This is a genomic window from Pseudomonas sp. AC193, from assembly GCF_979258075.1.
Window position 1 is genome coordinate 2,214,071 of the sequence record NZ_OZ409832.1, and the last position, 16,424, is coordinate 2,230,494.

The 16,424-nt window shown below is 59.3% G+C and carries 16 protein-coding genes; 8 read left to right on the top strand and 8 right to left on the bottom strand.

All coding sequences use genetic code 11. The features are described from left to right. Positions 1-6: 6 nt before the first annotated feature. On the bottom strand, positions 7-1,164 hold the full coding sequence (locus ACZZ0D_RS10165) for an efflux RND transporter periplasmic adaptor subunit (protein ID WP_463553109.1): 1,158 nt from the start codon (positions 1,162-1,164) through the stop codon (positions 7-9). Positions 1,165-1,439: 275 nt separating this feature from the next. Here ACZZ0D_RS10165 and ACZZ0D_RS10170 point away from each other — a divergent pair, with 275 nt between their 5' ends. The 3 genes from ACZZ0D_RS10170 to ACZZ0D_RS10180 all read left to right on the top strand — a co-directional run bounded on the left by ACZZ0D_RS10170 (position 1,440) and on the right by ACZZ0D_RS10180 (position 5,851). Continuing rightward, complete coding sequence (locus ACZZ0D_RS10170) at positions 1,440-2,141, top strand: response regulator (protein WP_053120306.1); 702 nt, start codon at positions 1,440-1,442, stop codon at positions 2,139-2,141. A gap of 4 nt (positions 2,142-2,145) precedes the next feature. Next, a complete protein-coding gene (locus ACZZ0D_RS10175) occupies positions 2,146-3,447 on the top strand; it encodes an ATP-binding protein (RefSeq protein WP_463553110.1) in 1,302 nt (433 codons plus the stop codon). A 139-nt stretch (positions 3,448-3,586) separates the two neighbouring features. After that, positions 3,587-5,851 (top strand): hypothetical protein, encoded by a 2,265-nt coding sequence (locus ACZZ0D_RS10180; protein WP_463553111.1) that lies wholly within the window; start codon positions 3,587-3,589, stop codon positions 5,849-5,851. On the opposite strand, the gene ACZZ0D_RS10185 is transcribed toward ACZZ0D_RS10180, so the two are convergent. From ACZZ0D_RS10185 to ACZZ0D_RS10195, 3 genes are all read right to left on the bottom strand, one after another. Beyond that, a complete protein-coding gene (locus ACZZ0D_RS10185) occupies positions 5,835-6,590 on the bottom strand; it encodes an anti-sigma factor family protein (protein ID WP_463553112.1) in 756 nt (251 codons plus the stop codon). The genes ACZZ0D_RS10180 and ACZZ0D_RS10185 overlap by 17 nt on opposite strands. Continuing rightward, a complete protein-coding gene (locus tag ACZZ0D_RS10190) occupies positions 6,590-7,072 on the bottom strand; it encodes a sigma-70 family RNA polymerase sigma factor (RefSeq protein WP_463554789.1) in 483 nt (160 codons plus the stop codon). Before ACZZ0D_RS10190 ends, ACZZ0D_RS10185 begins: the two co-directional genes overlap by 1 nt. 63 nt (positions 7,073-7,135) lie before the next feature. Beyond that, on the bottom strand, positions 7,136-7,669 hold the full coding sequence (locus ACZZ0D_RS10195) for a tetratricopeptide repeat protein (RefSeq protein ID WP_463553113.1): 534 nt from the start codon (positions 7,667-7,669) through the stop codon (positions 7,136-7,138). 160 nt (positions 7,670-7,829) lie between these two features. Between ACZZ0D_RS10195 and ACZZ0D_RS10200 the strand changes: the two genes are divergently transcribed. The 3 genes from ACZZ0D_RS10200 (at position 7,830) to nudC (ending at position 10,447) form a co-directional block, all read left to right on the top strand. Further along, entirely contained in the window at positions 7,830-8,600 is a 771-nt protein-coding gene (locus ACZZ0D_RS10200) for a class I SAM-dependent methyltransferase (protein ID WP_463553114.1), read from the top strand. Between the two features lie 197 nt (positions 8,601-8,797). After that, on the top strand, positions 8,798-9,610 hold the full coding sequence (locus tag ACZZ0D_RS10205) for a crotonase/enoyl-CoA hydratase family protein (RefSeq protein WP_053120295.1): 813 nt from the start codon (positions 8,798-8,800) through the stop codon (positions 9,608-9,610). 6 nt (positions 9,611-9,616) lie between these two features. After that, complete coding sequence (gene nudC, locus ACZZ0D_RS10210; RefSeq protein ID WP_463553115.1) at positions 9,617-10,447, top strand: NAD(+) diphosphatase; 831 nt, start codon at positions 9,617-9,619, stop codon at positions 10,445-10,447. Here nudC and ACZZ0D_RS10215 read toward each other — a convergent pair. Beyond that, on the bottom strand, positions 10,415-11,194 hold the full coding sequence (locus ACZZ0D_RS10215) for a TSUP family transporter (protein WP_053120291.1): 780 nt from the start codon (positions 11,192-11,194) through the stop codon (positions 10,415-10,417). The two genes, nudC and ACZZ0D_RS10215, sit on opposite strands and share 33 nt — an antisense overlap. A gap of 333 nt (positions 11,195-11,527) precedes the next feature. On the opposite strand from ACZZ0D_RS10215, the gene sfnG reads away from it, so the two are divergent. Beyond that, positions 11,528-12,634 (top strand): dimethylsulfone monooxygenase SfnG, encoded by a 1,107-nt coding sequence (gene sfnG / locus ACZZ0D_RS10220; protein ID WP_463553116.1) that lies wholly within the window; start codon positions 11,528-11,530, stop codon positions 12,632-12,634. A 71-nt stretch (positions 12,635-12,705) separates the two neighbouring features. Here the strand turns inward: sfnG and ACZZ0D_RS10225 are convergent, their stop codons facing one another. Beyond that, positions 12,706-13,185 (bottom strand): nuclear transport factor 2 family protein, encoded by a 480-nt coding sequence (locus ACZZ0D_RS10225; protein WP_463553117.1) that lies wholly within the window; start codon positions 13,183-13,185, stop codon positions 12,706-12,708. Between the two features lie 54 nt (positions 13,186-13,239). After that, positions 13,240-13,803 carry a TetR/AcrR family transcriptional regulator gene (locus tag ACZZ0D_RS10230; RefSeq protein ID WP_463553118.1) on the bottom strand — a complete coding sequence of 188 codons (564 nt, stop codon included), beginning with the start codon at positions 13,801-13,803 and terminating at the stop codon, positions 13,240-13,242. Positions 13,804-14,009: 206 nt separating this feature from the next. Here ACZZ0D_RS10230 and pssA point away from each other — a divergent pair, with 206 nt between their 5' ends. Continuing rightward, positions 14,010-15,353, top strand: a complete 1,344-nt coding sequence (gene pssA, locus ACZZ0D_RS10235) for a CDP-diacylglycerol--serine O-phosphatidyltransferase (protein WP_400748104.1) — start codon at positions 14,010-14,012, stop codon at positions 15,351-15,353. A 234-nt stretch (positions 15,354-15,587) separates the two neighbouring features. Here pssA and efeO read toward each other — a convergent pair whose 3' ends face one another. Further along, positions 15,588-16,412, bottom strand: a complete 825-nt coding sequence (gene efeO / locus ACZZ0D_RS10240; protein ID WP_463553119.1) for an iron uptake system protein EfeO — start codon at positions 16,410-16,412, stop codon at positions 15,588-15,590. Positions 16,413-16,424: the final 12 nt, after the last annotated feature.

A 16,424-nucleotide genomic window follows, 5' to 3' on the forward strand; every position in this document is an offset into this window, starting at 1 on the left:
TCCTGCTTACTGACCAGAGGTCTGGGCAAGTGGAAGAGGGGTGTCGTCGATCTGCACTTTCTCGCCGGGACGGGCGTGTTGCAGGCCTTCGATGACAATGCGGTCGCCGGGCTTGAGGCCGCCGGTAACGATCCAGCGATCGTTCTGCACCGCGCCCAGTTGCACCGGTTGCAGGGCGACGCGCATTTGCTCATCGACCGTCAGCACCTGAGCGATACCGGCGCTGTCACGTTGCACGGCGCGTTGCGGCACGGTCAGGCCATTGGCAATGGTTGCCTGCTCCAGACGCACGCGGACAAAACTGCCCGGCAGCAAATCGAGATCCGGGTTAGGGAATTCGCTGCGCAGGATGATCTGGCCGGTGCCCGGATCGACGGTGATATCAGCGAACAGCAACTTGCCCGGCAGTGGATAAAGGCTGCCGTCATCCTGAATCAACGTGGCTTTGACCTGATCCTGACCGACCTGCTGCAACTGCCCGGAGCGGAACGCACGGCGCAGTTCATTGAGTTCACGGGTCGACTGAGTGACGTCGGCGTGAATCGGGTTGAGCTGCTGAATCAGCGCCAATGGCGTGGTTTCGTTCTGCCCGACCAGCGCGCCTTCCGTCACCAGCGCCCGGCCAATACGCCCGGAAATCGGCGCAGTGACGGTGGCGTAACCCAGACTCAGTTTCGCTCGTTCAATGGCAGCCTTGTTGGCCGCGACGTCCGCGGCGGTTTGGCGAGCGGTGGCTCGGGCGTTGTCGTAATCCTGAGCACTGACGGCCTTGTCGCCGATCAGCTGCGCATAACGCTGTTCCTGCAACTTGGCCTGAAACGCATTGGCCTCGGCCTTGCGCAGCGCGGCTTCGGCGCTGTCGAGGTCAGCCTTGAACGGCGCCGGGTCGATGCGGAACAGCACCTGACCTTTTTTGACGTCGCTGCCTTCGCGGAAGGTGCGCTCCAGCACCACGCCAGCCACCCGTGCGCGCACCTCGGCGATACGCGGCGCGGCGATGCGGCCACTGAGTTCGCTGCTCAGCGTTAACGGGCGGGCTTCAAGGGTTTCGATGCGCACCGTGGCCGGCGGCGCCTGTTCTTCGGCGTTCGAAGATGAATCACACGCGCTCAGCGTCAGCGCCAATGCGATCAGGCCGAGCCCGGCCAGCAGTTTGTTCGACATGTACTACCCCCAATATTGATGCCCGCATCCTACGGACAGTCGCCGAGAGTAGCGGTGAAGCTTTGTAGGCGCTGTGTGAAATTGTGTAAGGGTTTTACTCAGGGGCGGGTGAGGGCGTATATCCTTTAGCCCTTGAAATTTATTGCGACAGATGAACCGCCATCGCGAGCAGGCTCACTCCTACACTGTTCTGTGTTGACCACAAATCACTTGTAGGAGTGAGCCTGCTCGCGATTGGGATTTATCAGTCGCCACAGCACTTTTCTGGAACACCCATGCCCAACATCCTCCTGGTCGAAGACGATACCGCCCTCGCCGAACTGATTTCCAGCTACCTCGAACGTAACGGCTACAGCGTCAGCGTCATTGGCCGTGGCGATCACGTGCGTGAACGGGCGCGGATCAATCCGCCGGATCTGGTGATTCTCGACCTGATGCTGCCGGGGCTTGATGGCTTACAGGTCTGTCGCCTGCTGCGCGCCGACTCGGCGACGCTGCCGATCCTGATGCTCACCGCGCGCGATGACAGTCACGATCAAGTGCTCGGCCTGGAAATGGGCGCCGACGATTACGTCACCAAACCCTGCGAGCCGCGAGTCTTGCTCGCCCGCGTCCGTACGTTGTTACGGCGCAGCAGCCTCGGCGAACCGGTGACCGCCAACGACCGTATCTTGATGGGCAATCTGTGCATCGACCTGTCCGAGCGCACCGTAACCTGGCGCGATCAACCGGTGGAACTGTCCAGCGGCGAATACAACCTGTTGGTGGTGCTGGCCCGGCATGCCGGCGAAGTGCTCAGCCGTGATCAGATTCTGCAACGCCTGCGCGGCATCGAATTCAACGGCACCGATCGTTCGGTGGACGTGGCGATTTCCAAGTTGCGTCGCAAGTTTGATGATCACGCCGGCGAGGCGCGCAAGATCAAAACCGTGTGGGGCAAGGGTTACCTGTTCAGCCGTTCGGAATGGGAATGCTGAGCTGATGTTTCGCATCCTGTTTCGCCTGTATCTGGTGACGATCATCTCGTACAGCGCGGCGATTTATCTGGTGCCGGATCTGGTGGTGATGGCGTTCCGCGAACGCTTTGTCACCTACAACCTCGATTATTCCCGTGGTCTGCAATCGTTGATCACCAAGCAGTTCCGCGCCGTGCCGCAAGATCAGTGGCCGGCGCTGGCGCAGTCGATGGACAAAGACTTTCAGCCGCTGCACATCGTCCTCGCCCGTATTGATAGCGCCGACTTCACCGCCATCGAGCAGGAACGCCTGCGCCGTGGCGAAAACGTCGTGCGCATCGGTGATTGGGGCTGGCGCACGCTGGCGGTGGCGCCGCTCAATGATGACGTTGCGGTGCAAATGGTGGTGCCGCCGGATCCGATGGACGTCAACTTGTTGTACTGGAGCATCAACGTGCTGATCGGCGCGTCGTTGCTCGCATGCCTATTGCTGTGGTTGCGCCCGCACTGGCGCGATCTCGAGCGCCTCAAAGGCACCGCCGAACGTTTCGGCAAAGGCCATTTGAGCGAACGTACGAAGATCGCCCGCAGCTCGAACATCGGCAGTCTCGCCAACGTTTTCGACACCATGGCCGGCGACATAGAGAACCTGCTCAATCAGCAACGCGATCTGCTCAATGCGGTGTCCCACGAACTGCGCACACCGTTGACGCGTCTGGATTTCGGCCTTGCGTTGGCCTTGTCCGATGATCTGCCGGCGGCCAGCCGCGAACGTCTGCAAGGACTGGTCGCGCACATTCGTGAACTCGATGAACTGGTGCTGGAGTTGCTCTCCTACAGCCGCTTGCAGAACCCGGCGCAGTTGCCGGAACAGGTCGAAGTCTCGCTGGATGAGTTTATCGACAGCATTCTGGGCAGTGTCGATGAAGAACTGGAATCGCCGGAAATCGTCATCGACGTGTTGTTGCACGGGCAGCTTGAGCGTTTTTCGCTGGATCCGCGCCTGACTGCCAGGGCGATCCAGAACCTGCTGCGCAACGCCATGCGTTATTGCGAGAAACGCATTCAGATTGGCGTGCAGGTCAAGGATGAAGGTTGTGAAATCTGGGTCGACGATGACGGTATCGGAATTCCGGATGACGAGCGTGAGCGGATTTTCGAGCCGTTCTATCGCCTCGACCGCAGTCGTGATCGCGCTACGGGCGGATTCGGTCTCGGGCTGGCAATCAGTCGCCGTGCACTGGAAGCACAGGGCGGCGCTTTGACGGTAGAAGCTTCGCCGTTGGGCGGCGCTCGCTTTCGACTTTGGTTGCCGTCATTCAAGTGATTTTTTCCGGCGGTTGACCGCTGGGTTTTTGAACACCCTGTCAGATCTGACAGTTGCGGCCTTCGGTGTTACGGGATTTGATACAGGGGACAGGTTCCTGCCCTGATCAATCCCGTCTCCTCGCAAAGGACTGAAGCCGATGGCCGCGCCAACTCTCGACAAGCCTATTGTTCCCGGAATGAAAGAACCGGTGACCGCACCGCAACCGGTCGATGGCGCCGTACAACTTGCGCTGACTCAGCTCAATCCCGAAGGCGTGAAAGTATTCATTGAGCCATCGTTGAGCACGGTGGCAAATGATTCGCTGCTGTTGCGGCTGAACGGTGCGGTGGTTGATAAAAAAATCATTGCTGCAGGCGAGGAGAGCCAGCAGGCGACCCTGTTTGTACCGGCGAAGCAGTGGAAGGACGCGGTCAACACGCTTGAGTACGGCTTTGAGCGGGCCGGTGTGGAGCACGAAACTTCGCATCCATTGCTGCTTTGGTTTCACAGCAAGCGCCCAGGCGGTGTGGATTTCGATCCGGGTAACGAGGGCCACTCGGAGCTGGCGCTGGAGATCGCGCAGGCAATCCGCGATGAGGGCGTGAACGCCGACCGTGCGCGCGATGGCGTCAACGTAAGTGTTTTTTATCCGCTGATGAGAGCGTTCGATACGATCCTGCTCAATTGCAACGGCGTGGTTTTGAAGCACGTAGTGAATCAGGCGGAGGCTGACAGCGGTCTGCCAGTGGCAATGACCATCGATGAAGCAACATTCATTGCAGCGGGCGATCATCGGGACTTCCCGCTGAGCTACACCGTGTACGACTGTGCCGGGAACGGCCCGGACACCAATAATCCCGATTCAGCGGTTCAACACATTTATGTAAATCTCAAAGGCAATTGGTACGACCCACCGATTGTCAGCGAAGACCCGAACGATGCCGAAGATGACCCGGACACAATTGATTTGAGCAAGCTGGACGGCAAGCCGGCCACTGCGCAGATTTATGTGCCGCGCAGTTGGTTGAAGGACGATGAAATCCACTTGCGCTGCACCTTCCGCCCTGCCAGTGGCGACGAAGTAGCCGTGACCCTCATCGAGACAATCAAGAACACACCGTTCATGTATTCGATTCCTGTGCCCTATGCGCACTTCGCTGCGGCGGCAGGCGGTAAAGCAATTTTTCACTACACACGGGTGAGCGGCGGTGTCTCGCTGGATCGTTCAGAAACGCTGACAATCAGCATTACGGGTTCTGCGGCCTCCGAGTTGGAACCGCCGACGCTGGTCGGCGCCGGCAGCGAAATTGAACCGTTGGCCTTCCCGGACGGCCTTACTGCGCGCGTGGACTACCCGGATGCACAGGACGGCGATCAGGCACGCTTGATGTTAGAGGGGAGGCCGCTGCTGGGTTCTCCGGTATTTGCAGCCATCGGCTTCAATAAAAACAAGCGTGCCAACTTTTTGCTCAAACCCGCAGTACTGGCTGCCAATCACGGTAGAACCGTCAAGCTTTACTGGGAATTGTTGCGCGCTGGTGGTTCACAACCATCAATCGCCGTTGACGTCATCGTGCAGCCAATCGCGCACGGCAACTGGCAGCTGCCCCTGCCTCGCATTGCTCAAGCCTTGGGTGACACGCTGGACATGGGGGCCTTCATCGGCCCGGCTCAGGCGGTCTGTAAGTCGTGGGCAGCGATGGCGGCCGGCCAATTACGCTGGTTTCGCCTGATCGGCATTGATCGCAGCGGTTCGCCGTACGAAATCCTGATTGCCAACGGAGCACCTGTTACGGCGCCTGAAGTGCTTGTAGGTCTGGACAATACTTTGCCCCGCGCAGAGCTTGAGAGATTCAAACCGGGCAGTGCGGTCACGCTGGAGTTGAAGGTGTCTTTCGACGGAAGCAATGACGAGGGTGCGGCCGTGACGTACAAGACGATCGACTACAAAGTCTTCGACTCTCCCGCCACGCTGCTGGAGGACTTCACCAGCGCCAGCCCACAAGCGGTGAAACAGGGAGGCGTCATGGAAACGTCGAACCTCAAATTCACCTTCCAGTCGGGCGACGGCGAATGCGCAATCATGCAGCGTTCTGACATCGGCGAATCATTCCCCGGCCAGATCGAAGGCCAAGTGCTGAGCATTGGTCGCGATGCGTTTAATCCGAAACCGGTCGTCGTAGAACTGGAATTGAAGAAGGCCTGTTCAAAAATCAGCTTCTATCATGTGAGTGTCAACTTCGGTGACAGCTTTGCGGAATATTTCGCCGCTGACGGAGCGCTGCTCGGCAGCCAATTCCTCGGGGCTTCATACAGCACTCCGGTAGGGGTTTCGTTCGCCGCAGCGGGAATCAAGTTCGTCAAGATTACGTGTCCGACCGGAGACTGGTTCAGCCTCGACAACATTAGAGTCGAGTACTGATCAGTGACTTGGCCATCCCTGCCAGCTCGGAGGGGGGGTTGTAACCGATGAGCATCCAGGCATGTTCGCGTTCGGTCGAATAGACGACGTTCATGTTGTGCCGGTGTTCCTGGGCGATTGGCCGACTGCCGCTGTTCGATCGCGTCACGCACAGCGCCAGCGCCCCGTATTTGGCGTCAAGATAGACGATCTGCGCGATCGGCACGCCGTCGTATTCGAGGACTTGCGCGCGCCTGAATTCGGCTCCGGGCAGTTTCAGTTTTGCCGTTGAAAGGTTCAGACCCAATCGCTTGTCCACGGTCTGCAGTTGCGCCCGTTGCGTGGCGTCGTCGGTAGGCAAGTGCGCGAGCGTTTGCGGCACGTACAGCGCCATGTAGTCACTGACCAATTCACGCCAGTTGTGCGATTGTTTCGCTTGCCAACCGAGCACCACGCGGTCGGCCAGTACGCCTGCGCAGACAAGCGCTGCCGCCGCCGCGCCGATGAACCAGCGTCGACTTATTCCCGGACGTTCTGGCGACGCGATCGCATCAAGCCGCGCCTGCAAGCGCTCCATCGGTGCTTGTTGCGCCAGTTCGTCATAGGCGTTTTTGTACGGCAGGTTGCTGCGTGCAAGCCATTGCACGCGCAGATTGAGTAGCGGGTCGTCGGCGATAGCGTCGTCGAGTTGGCGGCGATAGTCGGGGTCGAGTTCATCGTCCAGGTAAGCGACCAATTGCTCATCCGAAGGCGTGTTCATCAGCAATCTCCTTCGGTGGCTTTCGGTACGGCTTGCAGCGGCGGGTATTCGGCGAGTTTCAGCCGCGCGGTGGCGAGGCGGCTCATCACCGTGCCAATCGGCACTTGCAGGATCTCGGCGACTTCGCGGTAAGACAATCCTTCGACGTAGGCCAGATACACGGTTTCGCGCTGGGTTTCGGGCAACGCATCAACGCGGCGAATCACTTGCGCAGCCATCACGTGTGTCTGCGCCGCGTACTCGCCATCAAACGCCAGTTGACCGTCGGCATCGACTTGGCCGGCGCCGTTGCGTACCCGGCGGGCGCGCACTTCATTGAGCCAGATCGAATGCAGAATGCTCAGCAGCCAGCGATCCATGCACGTGCCCGCCGCGTATTGAGCAGAACGCTCCAGTGCCCGCACACACGTCGCCTGCACCAGATCCTCGGCGACATGCCGATTGCGCGACAGCAGCAAACCGTAGCGCCACAATCGCGCCAGATGCTGTCCGAGTTCCGCTCTGAATGCCTGATCGCTGACGATGATGGCCTCCGCTGTGATAGGTCAGGTTTTCGATGAGTCGTTGATGGCTTGCGCCAGATCCTGATATTCCTCGCAGGACGTGCCGCAAATCGATTTGATCTGCTGCAACTGTTCTTGCGCCAGGTCGACGCGGCCTTTGATCACATAGGCTTCGCCGAGGTATTCGCGCACTTGCGCGTACTGCGGATCGAGTTTCACCGACTGCAGGTAATAGCCGATGCCTTCGTCGGTGCGCCCCAGTTTGCGCGTGGCGTAACCGCGATAATTGAGGGCTTTGGCGGTGTTCGGTTGTTTCAGTGTGTCGAGCAGTGCCAGGGCTTCTTCGTAGCGCCCGTCCTTGGCCAGTCGATAGGCGTAGTCGGTGCGATCGGCGTCCGGCAACAGGCTGCTGGTTTGCAGCACGCATTTCTGCGATTTACTGTCCCAGACCTGGCCTTTCGGGCATTCGGGCTTCTTCACCGGCTCGTCTTCATCACCGTTGGCGAAGGCCAAATGGCTGGACATCGCGGCGACCAGCAGCAACGGGGCGGCGAACATAACGGAACGGATAGTCATGGGCAAGGCTCCACAGGAGGTTATGTTTCACTTTGAACACCACAGCGTGAAATTTTATTCATTGCTTTGTCAGTGACTGTTCAAGTGAGGCACAAATTCCGGCGCTATGCTCGTGAGCGTCTGCCGTTGATCCGAAGCTCTGCCATATAGGGGAACTGCCATGAACGATCAGCTCCATCACGCCACTGGCGGCTACAAAACCGCTGCCGATACCTACGTCAAAGGACGCCCGGATTACCCGCCTCAAGTCAGCGCCTGGCTGAGCGCAACGTTGGGGCTGGATAATCACCAAACCGTGATCGATCTGGGCGCCGGTACCGGCAAGTTCACTGGCCGGTTGGTAGCGACGGGCGCGCAGGTGATTGCCGTTGAACCGGTGGCGCAAATGCTGGAAAAACTCGCCGATGCCTGGCCGCAGGTGCTGGCTGTACACGGCACGGCGACGGATTTGCCCTTGCCGGATGCCTCGGTGGATGTGGTGGTCTGTGCGCAGGCGTTTCATTGGTTTGCCAGTGCAGAGGCGCTGACGGAAATCGCTCGGGTACTTAAGCCCGGCGGCAGGCTCGGGTTGATCTGGAACCTGCGTGATACGCGAGTCAGTTGGGTGCCGAAGCTGGACGCCATCGTCAATGCGCTGGAGGGCGATACACCGCGTTATTACACCGGCGAATGGCGCAAGGCGTTTCCGCATCCGGCGTTTGGGCCGTTGCAGGTGCAACAGTTTCACAATGGTCATACCGGCTCGGCGGAGGATGTGCTGTTCAATCGGGTGCGCTCGACCAGTTTTATTGCCTCGCTGCCAGAGGCGCAGCGGGCGAGGGTGGATGAGCAGATTCGCGCGTTGATCTCATCCGAGCCTGAGTTGCGGGGCAGGGATGTGGTGACGGTGCCTTATGAGACGGCGGCGTTCGTTGCGGTGAAGGGCAACTGAATCGGCGGTGCGGCCGTTCGCGAGCAAGCCCGCTCCCACATTTGAAATGCATTCCCCTTGTGGGAGCGGGCTTGCTCGCGAAGGGGCCATCCCAAGCACTACATCTTTTGAAGTCAGTCCCGCATTTGTCCGAACCGCCACCGTGATGCCTTGTTATAGTTCGGGCCTCATTTTCTGCCCGGTAAAGGATCACTGCCATGACTCAATACTCCGCCTTCAGCGTCGAACTGGCCGACAACATCGCCCATGTGCAGATCAATCGCCCGGAAAAGATCAACTCGATGAACGCGGCGTTCTGGAGCGAGATCGTCGAGATCTTCCAGTGGATCGACGACACCGACGAAGTGCGCGTGGTGGTGCTCAGCGGCAACGGTAAACATTTCTCCTCGGGCATCGATTTGATGATGCTCGCCGGTGTCGCCAATGAGCTGGGCAAGGACGTCGGCCGCAACGCGCGCCTGCTGCGGCGCAAGATCCTCACTCTGCAAGCCTCGTTCAACGCCGTCGATAACTGCCGCAAACCGGTGCTCGCGGCGATTCAGGGTTACTGCCTGGGCGGCGCGATCGACCTGATCGCTGCCTGCGACATGCGTTACGCCGCCGAAGACGCGCAATTCTCGATCAAGGAAATCGATATCGGCATGGCCGCCGATGTTGGCACTTTGCAACGGTTGCCACGGATCATCGGTGACGGCATGCTGCGTGAGCTGGCCTACACCGGTCGCACCTTCGGCGCTGACGAGGCGCGCAGCATTGGCCTGGTCAATCGCGTCTACAGCGACAAAGACACGTTGCTCGAAGGCGTGCTCGACATCGCTCGCGAAATCGCCTCGAAGTCGCCGATTGCGGTCACCGGTACCAAGGAAATGATCAGCTACATGCGCGACCATCGCATCGACGACGGCCTCGAATACGTTGCCACCTGGAATGCCGCCATGCTGCAATCCACCGATTTGCGCGTGGCCATGGCCGCCCATATGAGCAAACAGAAACCCGAATTCCTGGACTGAGAAACCATGACAGCTCGCTGGACCACTGCAGTACTCGACACCGATCAACCGGGCGGCTGGGCCGTCGCGCGCAGCCCGGAAGGCTTTCTGTTCGATGACAACGGCGCGCTGTTCCCCCGGGAATGGCTCAAGCGTCAGGACTTGTCAGTCCTCACCGAGCACGGCATTGGCCATCTCGACGGCGAGCCGGTGTATCTGTTGGAGTTGCGCAGCGCCAGCGAGGTGCCGGGGTGCATCTGGAAAGGTCTGCGGGCGTTCATGCTCGAGGGCGATCACACGATCTATAAAGTGCTCGGTTACGCCGCGCAGATTGGCACTTGGGCGCGCGAGCATCGATTCTGCGGCAACTGCGGACAGGCAATGACGCAGGTGTCGCGCGAGCGGGCGATGTATTGCCAGCCGTGTGACCTGCGCAGTTATCCGCGCATTTCGCCGAGCATGATCGTGCTGATCACTCGCGGCGACGAGATTCTGCTGGCGCGCTCACCGCGTTTCGTCACCGGGGTCTACAGCACGCTGGCCGGGTTTGCCGAGCCGGGCGAGTCGGCGGAGGAATGCCTGATTCGGGAAGTGCGCGAAGAAGTGCAGATCGAGGTGAAGAACATCGAGTATCTGGGCAGCCAGTGCTGGCCGTTCCCGCATTCGATGATGCTCGGCTTCCATGCCGAATACGCGGGGGGCGAGATTGTCTGTCAGGAAGACGAGATCGAGGACGCCCAGTGGTTCAACGTGCGCGACCTGCCGCCGTTGCCGGCGTCCAAGTCGATTGCCCGTTACCTGATCGACGTCTACGTGGCGCGGCGCTTAGGCCACGCTGAACCAGTGCTGCCAGGCTAGGCGCACGGTCAAACCCAGCACCACGGTGATGAACACCGGGCGAATGAACTTGGCGCCGCCGCTGATCGCGGTGCGCGCACCAAAGAACGCGCCGACCATCACCGACAGGCCCATGCTCAGGCCGATGATCCAGTCCACCTGCCCGGAAAACACGAACACCGACAGCGCCGCAATGTTGCTGACGAAGTTCATGCTGCGCGCCACACCGCTGGCCTTGACCAGATCGATCGGGTACAGCAGCAGGCTGCTCACCGTCCAGAATGCGCCGGTACCGGGGCCGGCGACACCGTCATAGAAACCGAGGCTGAAGCCTTGGGTCGATTGCCATTTCTTTTTGATCGGCGCATCGCTGTCCAGTGGCGCTTTGGGCGTGCCGCCGAACAACAGGTACAAGCCGCAGGCAAAGACGATCACCGGGAGCATCTTGTTCAGCCATTCGGCTGGCAGGTAATGGGCGACGACGGCACCGGTCAATGCGCCGACCAGTGTGCCGACAATGGCGTGAACCCATTGCCGTGGATGGAACAACTTGCGGCGGTAGAAGGTGAAACTGGCGGTCGCCGAGCCGAATGTTGAACTGAGTTTGTTGGTGCCCAACACCAGGTGCGGCGGCAGGCCAGCGGTGAGCAACGCGGGTGTGGTCAACAGACCGCCACCGCCGGCGATGGCGTCGATGAAACCGGCAACGAAAGCGACAAGGGCGAGAATCGCCAGGGTGGTGAGGTCAACGCTGAGTTCGAAGGGCATGGAATCGGCTTATTCGGCAGGGCGCAGAACGGGAGCTGCGGGGAGGGCGGTTATGTTACCTGTATCCAACTGTTGCGGCGACCCGTAAGGCCCAATCGCGAGCAGGCTCACTCCTACAGGGGAACGCATTTCAAATGTAGGAGTGAGCCTGCTCGCGAAGACGCCACTCCAGCCCCCCATCACCCCACTGTTGCCCACCCAACATGCAGCCAACAAATCTCTTTCTGCAAAACATCTGCACAACCGATAAACCCAACAAAACCGGGCATTTTCAGGCTGGCACACTTGCTGCTCTACCTCTCCCATCTCCCAAAACATCCCGAGGACACGCCAATGAGCCAGCAACCCGTCAAATTTGCCTACTGGGTGCCAAACGTCAGCGGTGGGCTGGTGGTCAGCAAGATCGAACAGCGCACCGATTGGGGCATCGACTACAACCGCAAACTGGCACAAATCGCCGAAGCCGCCGGGTTTGAATACGCGCTGACGCAAATCCGCTTCACCGCCGGTTATGGCGCCGAGTTTCAGCATGAGTCGGTTGCGTTCAGTCATGCACTGCTGGCCGCGACGACCAAGCTCAAAGTCATCGCCGCGCTCCTGCCCGGCCCGTGGCAGCCGGCGCTCGCGGCCAAGCAACTGGCGACCATCGATCAACTCACCAACGGCCGCATCGCGGTGAACATCGTCAGCGGCTGGTTCAAAGGCGAGTTTCAGGCGATTGGCGAGCACTGGCTGGAGCACGACGAGCGTTATCGCCGTTCCGAAGAATTCATTCGCTGCCTGCGCGGTGTGTGGAGTCAGGACAACTTCACCTTTCGCGGCGATTTCTACCGTTTCGACCATTACACCCTCAAGCCAAAACCGCTGGGTCGACCAGAGATTTTTCAGGGCGGCAGCTCGCGGGCAGCACGGGACATGGCGGCAAGGGTGTCGGACTGGTATTTCACCAACGGCAACAGCGTCGAAGGGATCAAGGCGCAGGTTGACGATATTCGTGCCAAGTCAGCGGCGAATAATCATTCGGTGAAAATTGGCGTCAATGCGTTCGTGATTGCCCGCGACACCGAAGAAGAAGCGCGAGCGGTGTTGGCGCAGATCATCGATCAGGCCGATCCGCAAGCGGTGAGCGCGTTTGGCGATGCGGCGAAACAGGCGGGCAGAGCGTCGCCGGAGGGTGAAGGCAACTGGGCGAAATCAACCTTTGAGGATCTGGTGCAGTACAACGACGGCTTCAAGACTAATTTGATTGGTACGCCGTTACAGATCGCCGAGCGGATCGTGGCGTTGAAAGCGGTGGGTGTGGATCTGGTGTTGGCGGGGTTTCTGCACTTTCAGGAAGAAGTGGAATATTTCGGTGAGCGGGTGTTGCCCCTAGTTCGGGAACTTGAGGCTGAAACACAATCCACTGTGGGAGCGGGATTGCTCGCGAAGGCGGTGTGACAGTGACATAAAGGTTAGCTGATACGACGCCTTCGCGAGCAAGCCCGCTCCCACATTTGGAACGGTGTTGGCTACAAGCCCAGGTCGGACAGGCCTGGGTGATCATCCGGGCGGCGGCCCAGTGGCCAGCGGAATTTGCGTTCACTCTCTTTGATCGGCAGGTCATTGATGCACGCATAGCGCTGGAACATCAGCCCCTGCTCATCAAATTCCCAGTTCTCGTTGCCATAAGAGCGGAACCAGTTGCCCGAATCGTCGTGCCATTCATAGGCGTAACGCACGGCGATGCGCGTGTCGGAGTAGGCCCAGAGTTCTTTGATCAAGCGGTAATCCAGCTCTTTCGCCCACTTGCGCGTCAGAAAGGCTTTGGCTTCTTCGCGGTTGTTGGCGAACTCGGCGCGGTTGCGCCATTTGGTGTCGAGGGTGTAGGCCAGCGAAACCTTTTGCGGATCGCGGGAATTCCAGCCATCTTCGGCCAGACGCACTTTCTCGATCGCCGACTCGCGGTTGAAGGGTGGCAATGGCGGACGTACTTGCGCTGCAGTAGACATATCAGACTCCCGATAGGGTTTGCGGTTTAACAACAAGTCCGGCTTATAAAGGCATTACAGATCCAACAACTTTCGCGCCATGTTTTGCGCGTTATCGGCGGCACTGTGATCGCCCATCACCCGCGCGACGGTAATGGCGCCGTCAATCAGGATCAGCAGCTGTCTGGCCAGTTGCTGCGGATCGGCGACGCCCTGTTCGGTACATAGCTCAACCACGTAGTCGAGCAGCTTCTGTTTGTGTTCCTTGGCGATCAGACGCACCGGATTCAGTGGGTCGCCCGTCTCGCCGCTGGTGTTGATGAAGGCGCAACCACGGAAACCTTCCGAGGCGAACCACTCCTTGAGCACGGTAAACAGGTTGAGCAGGCGATCGGCCGAGGTTTCGGCTTGATCGACGGCGCTTCGGTACCAGTGCATCCAGCGAATGTCGCGGCGTTGCAGAGCGGCGGCGACCAGTTGGTCTTTGTCCGCAAAATAACGGTAGATGCTTTTTCTCGAGACGCCGGCGGTTTTCACCAGGAGATCCATGCTGGTGGCGGCGATGCCACTTTTGTAGATCAGTTTTTCGGTGACGTCGAGGATGATGTCGCGGGTCGAGTTGTCTGTTATTTCGTTCATGTGGCGAACAGTAGAACGATTGTTCTTCATCGTCAATTATTGAATTTTAGATCGCTTTCGCGAGCAAGCCCGCTCCCACATTGGAAATGCGTTCCCCTGTGCGAGCGGGCTTGCTCGCGAAGGGGGCTTCACAGACACTAACAAGACCCGAAGGATGCGATGGTGTAAGCTCTCGGGTTCTTCGGATTCGACCCATTGCGAGCCCTATGCCGTTGCTTTTCAAACGTTCCTTGCTGCCCAAACTGCGCAGCTTTCCGCTGACCGCCGAGGCCGTGACCATTCTGTCCGGCGCCGCCGAGTTCCGTCGTTGCCTGCTGGAAAAAATCGCCACGGCGACCCAGCGCATCTACATCGTCGCGCTGTATCTGCAGCAAGACGAAGCCGGTCAGGAAATTCTCGATGCTCTCCACGCCGCCAAGCTCAAACGTCCTGAGCTGGAAATCGCCGTGGTCGTCGACTGGCTGCGCGCTCAGCGCGGGCTGATCGGTGCCGGCAAGCAGCCGGGCAATTCCGCGTGGTACCAGGAAATGACCCGCACGCACCAGAGCGAAGTGCCGGTGTACGGCGTGCCGGTGCAGACCCGCGAACTGTTCGGCGTGCTGCATTTGAAGGGCTTCGTGATCGACGATTGCGTGGTCTACAGCGGTGCGAGCCTGAACAACGTTTACCTGCACAAGTTCGACAAGTACCGGTTTGACCGTTATCACGTGCTGCAAAGCCACGAACTGGCGGACTCGATGCATCATCTGGTCAAGCACGGCCTGATCGAATCCAAAGCCGTGCATCGCCTCGACCTGCCGAACCTGCCGACCACGCGCAGCCTGCGCAACGACATCGGTGATCTGCGCAGCCGCCTCAAATATGCAACGTACGACACGGCCACTGGCAGCACCGCCAGAGACGGTCTGTCGGTGACACCGTTGCTCGGCGTCGGCAAGAACAACCCGCTGAACCGGGCGATTCTCGAGCTGATTGCCAGCGCGCAAAAGCAGCTGACCATCTGCACGCCGTACTTCAACTTGCCGCTGGGCGTGATCCGCGAGATCAACCGCGCATTGGCGCGTGGCGTGAAGATCGACATCGTCGTCGGCGACAAGACCGCCAACGATTTCTACATTCCGCCGAGCGAGCCGTTCAAGGTGATCGCCGCGCTGCCGTACCTGTACGAGATCAGCCTGCGCCGCTTTGCCAAACGGCATCAGCGCAACATCGACAGCGGCCAGTTGAACCTGCACTTGTGGCGTGATGGCGACAACACCTATCACCTCAAGGGCATGTGGGTCGATCAGCGTTATACGTTGTTGACGGGGAATAACCTCAACCCGCGAGCGTTCCGTCTGGATCTGGAAAACGCGCTGCTGATTGAAGACCCGAAAGGCGAGTGGCTAGAGCCACGGGCGAAGGAGCTGGAAGAGATTTTCCGCCATACCACGCGGATTGACAGCTTTCAGAATCTTGAGACGTTGCCGGAGTATCCGGGCGCGGTGGCGAAGTTTCTCAAGCGCGTGAGTCGGGTGCGGATTGAGCGGTTGCTGTACCGGATTCTCTAATCGGAATTATGTATTGCGGCTGATATAGCCTTCGCGAGCAAGCCCGCTCCCACAGTTGGAATGCATTCCCCTGTGGGAGCGAGCTTGCTCGCGAAGGGGCCCGCCCATACACTACAAAGTCTTAGTTCAGACCCAACTTCCCACGCAACGTGGACGGGTCTCCCACAGTTGGAATGCATTCCCATGTGGGAGCGGGCTTGCTCGCGAAAGGGCCCGCCCAGACGCTACAAAGTCTTAGTTCAGACCCAACTTCCCACGCAACGTGGACAGATCTTCCGCCAACGTATTCACCGGCCCGACCAGCGCTTTACGATCGTTATCCTTCACCTTGTCATACGTCTCAAACCCACCGTCCTTGGTCTTGTACTTGGCCAGAATCTTGTCGACCGTGGCGAAGTTTTTGTCGACCTTCGCGATGAACGCCTTGTCCTGCTTCTCGATCTGCGGACGGAACAAATCGACAATTTTCTTTGCGCCGTCGATGTTGCCCTGGAAGTCATACAGGTCGGTGTGGCTGTAGCGATCTTCTTCGCCGGAGATCTTGGTTGCAGCGACTTCTTCCAGCAGCGCGGCAGCGCCACCCACGACTTTCTCAGGCGGGAAGGTCAGGCCAGCGACGCGGGTTTGCAGGTCTTTGACGTCGCTGTTGAGCTTGTCTGCCAGCTCGTTCAGGCCCTGGGTGCTTTTCTCCGAGAACAGCGTGTATTCGATGCGGTGAAAACCGGTGAAGTCATCAGCCTTCACGCCTTTCTCGTGGTCGTCGACGCGCGAATCGATGGACGCATCGAGGTCACTGAACAGTTCGGCAATCGGCTCGATCGACTCGTAGTAAACGCGGGTCGGCGCGTAGAGCTTCTGCGCGGTGGCCAGGTCGCCTTTTTTCACGGCGTCGGTGAACTGTTGGGTGTGGCTGCCCAGCTCATCGAGTTGCTCGGTGACGTAAATCTTGTAGTCCGACACCGGCCCGACCAGATCCAGCGGCACTGTCGCGGCGAACGCCGACAGCGGGGTGTTGAGCAAACCAAGGGTCAGCAATAACGCGAGTGGCGTCTTTTTCATGGGGGCGGCTCC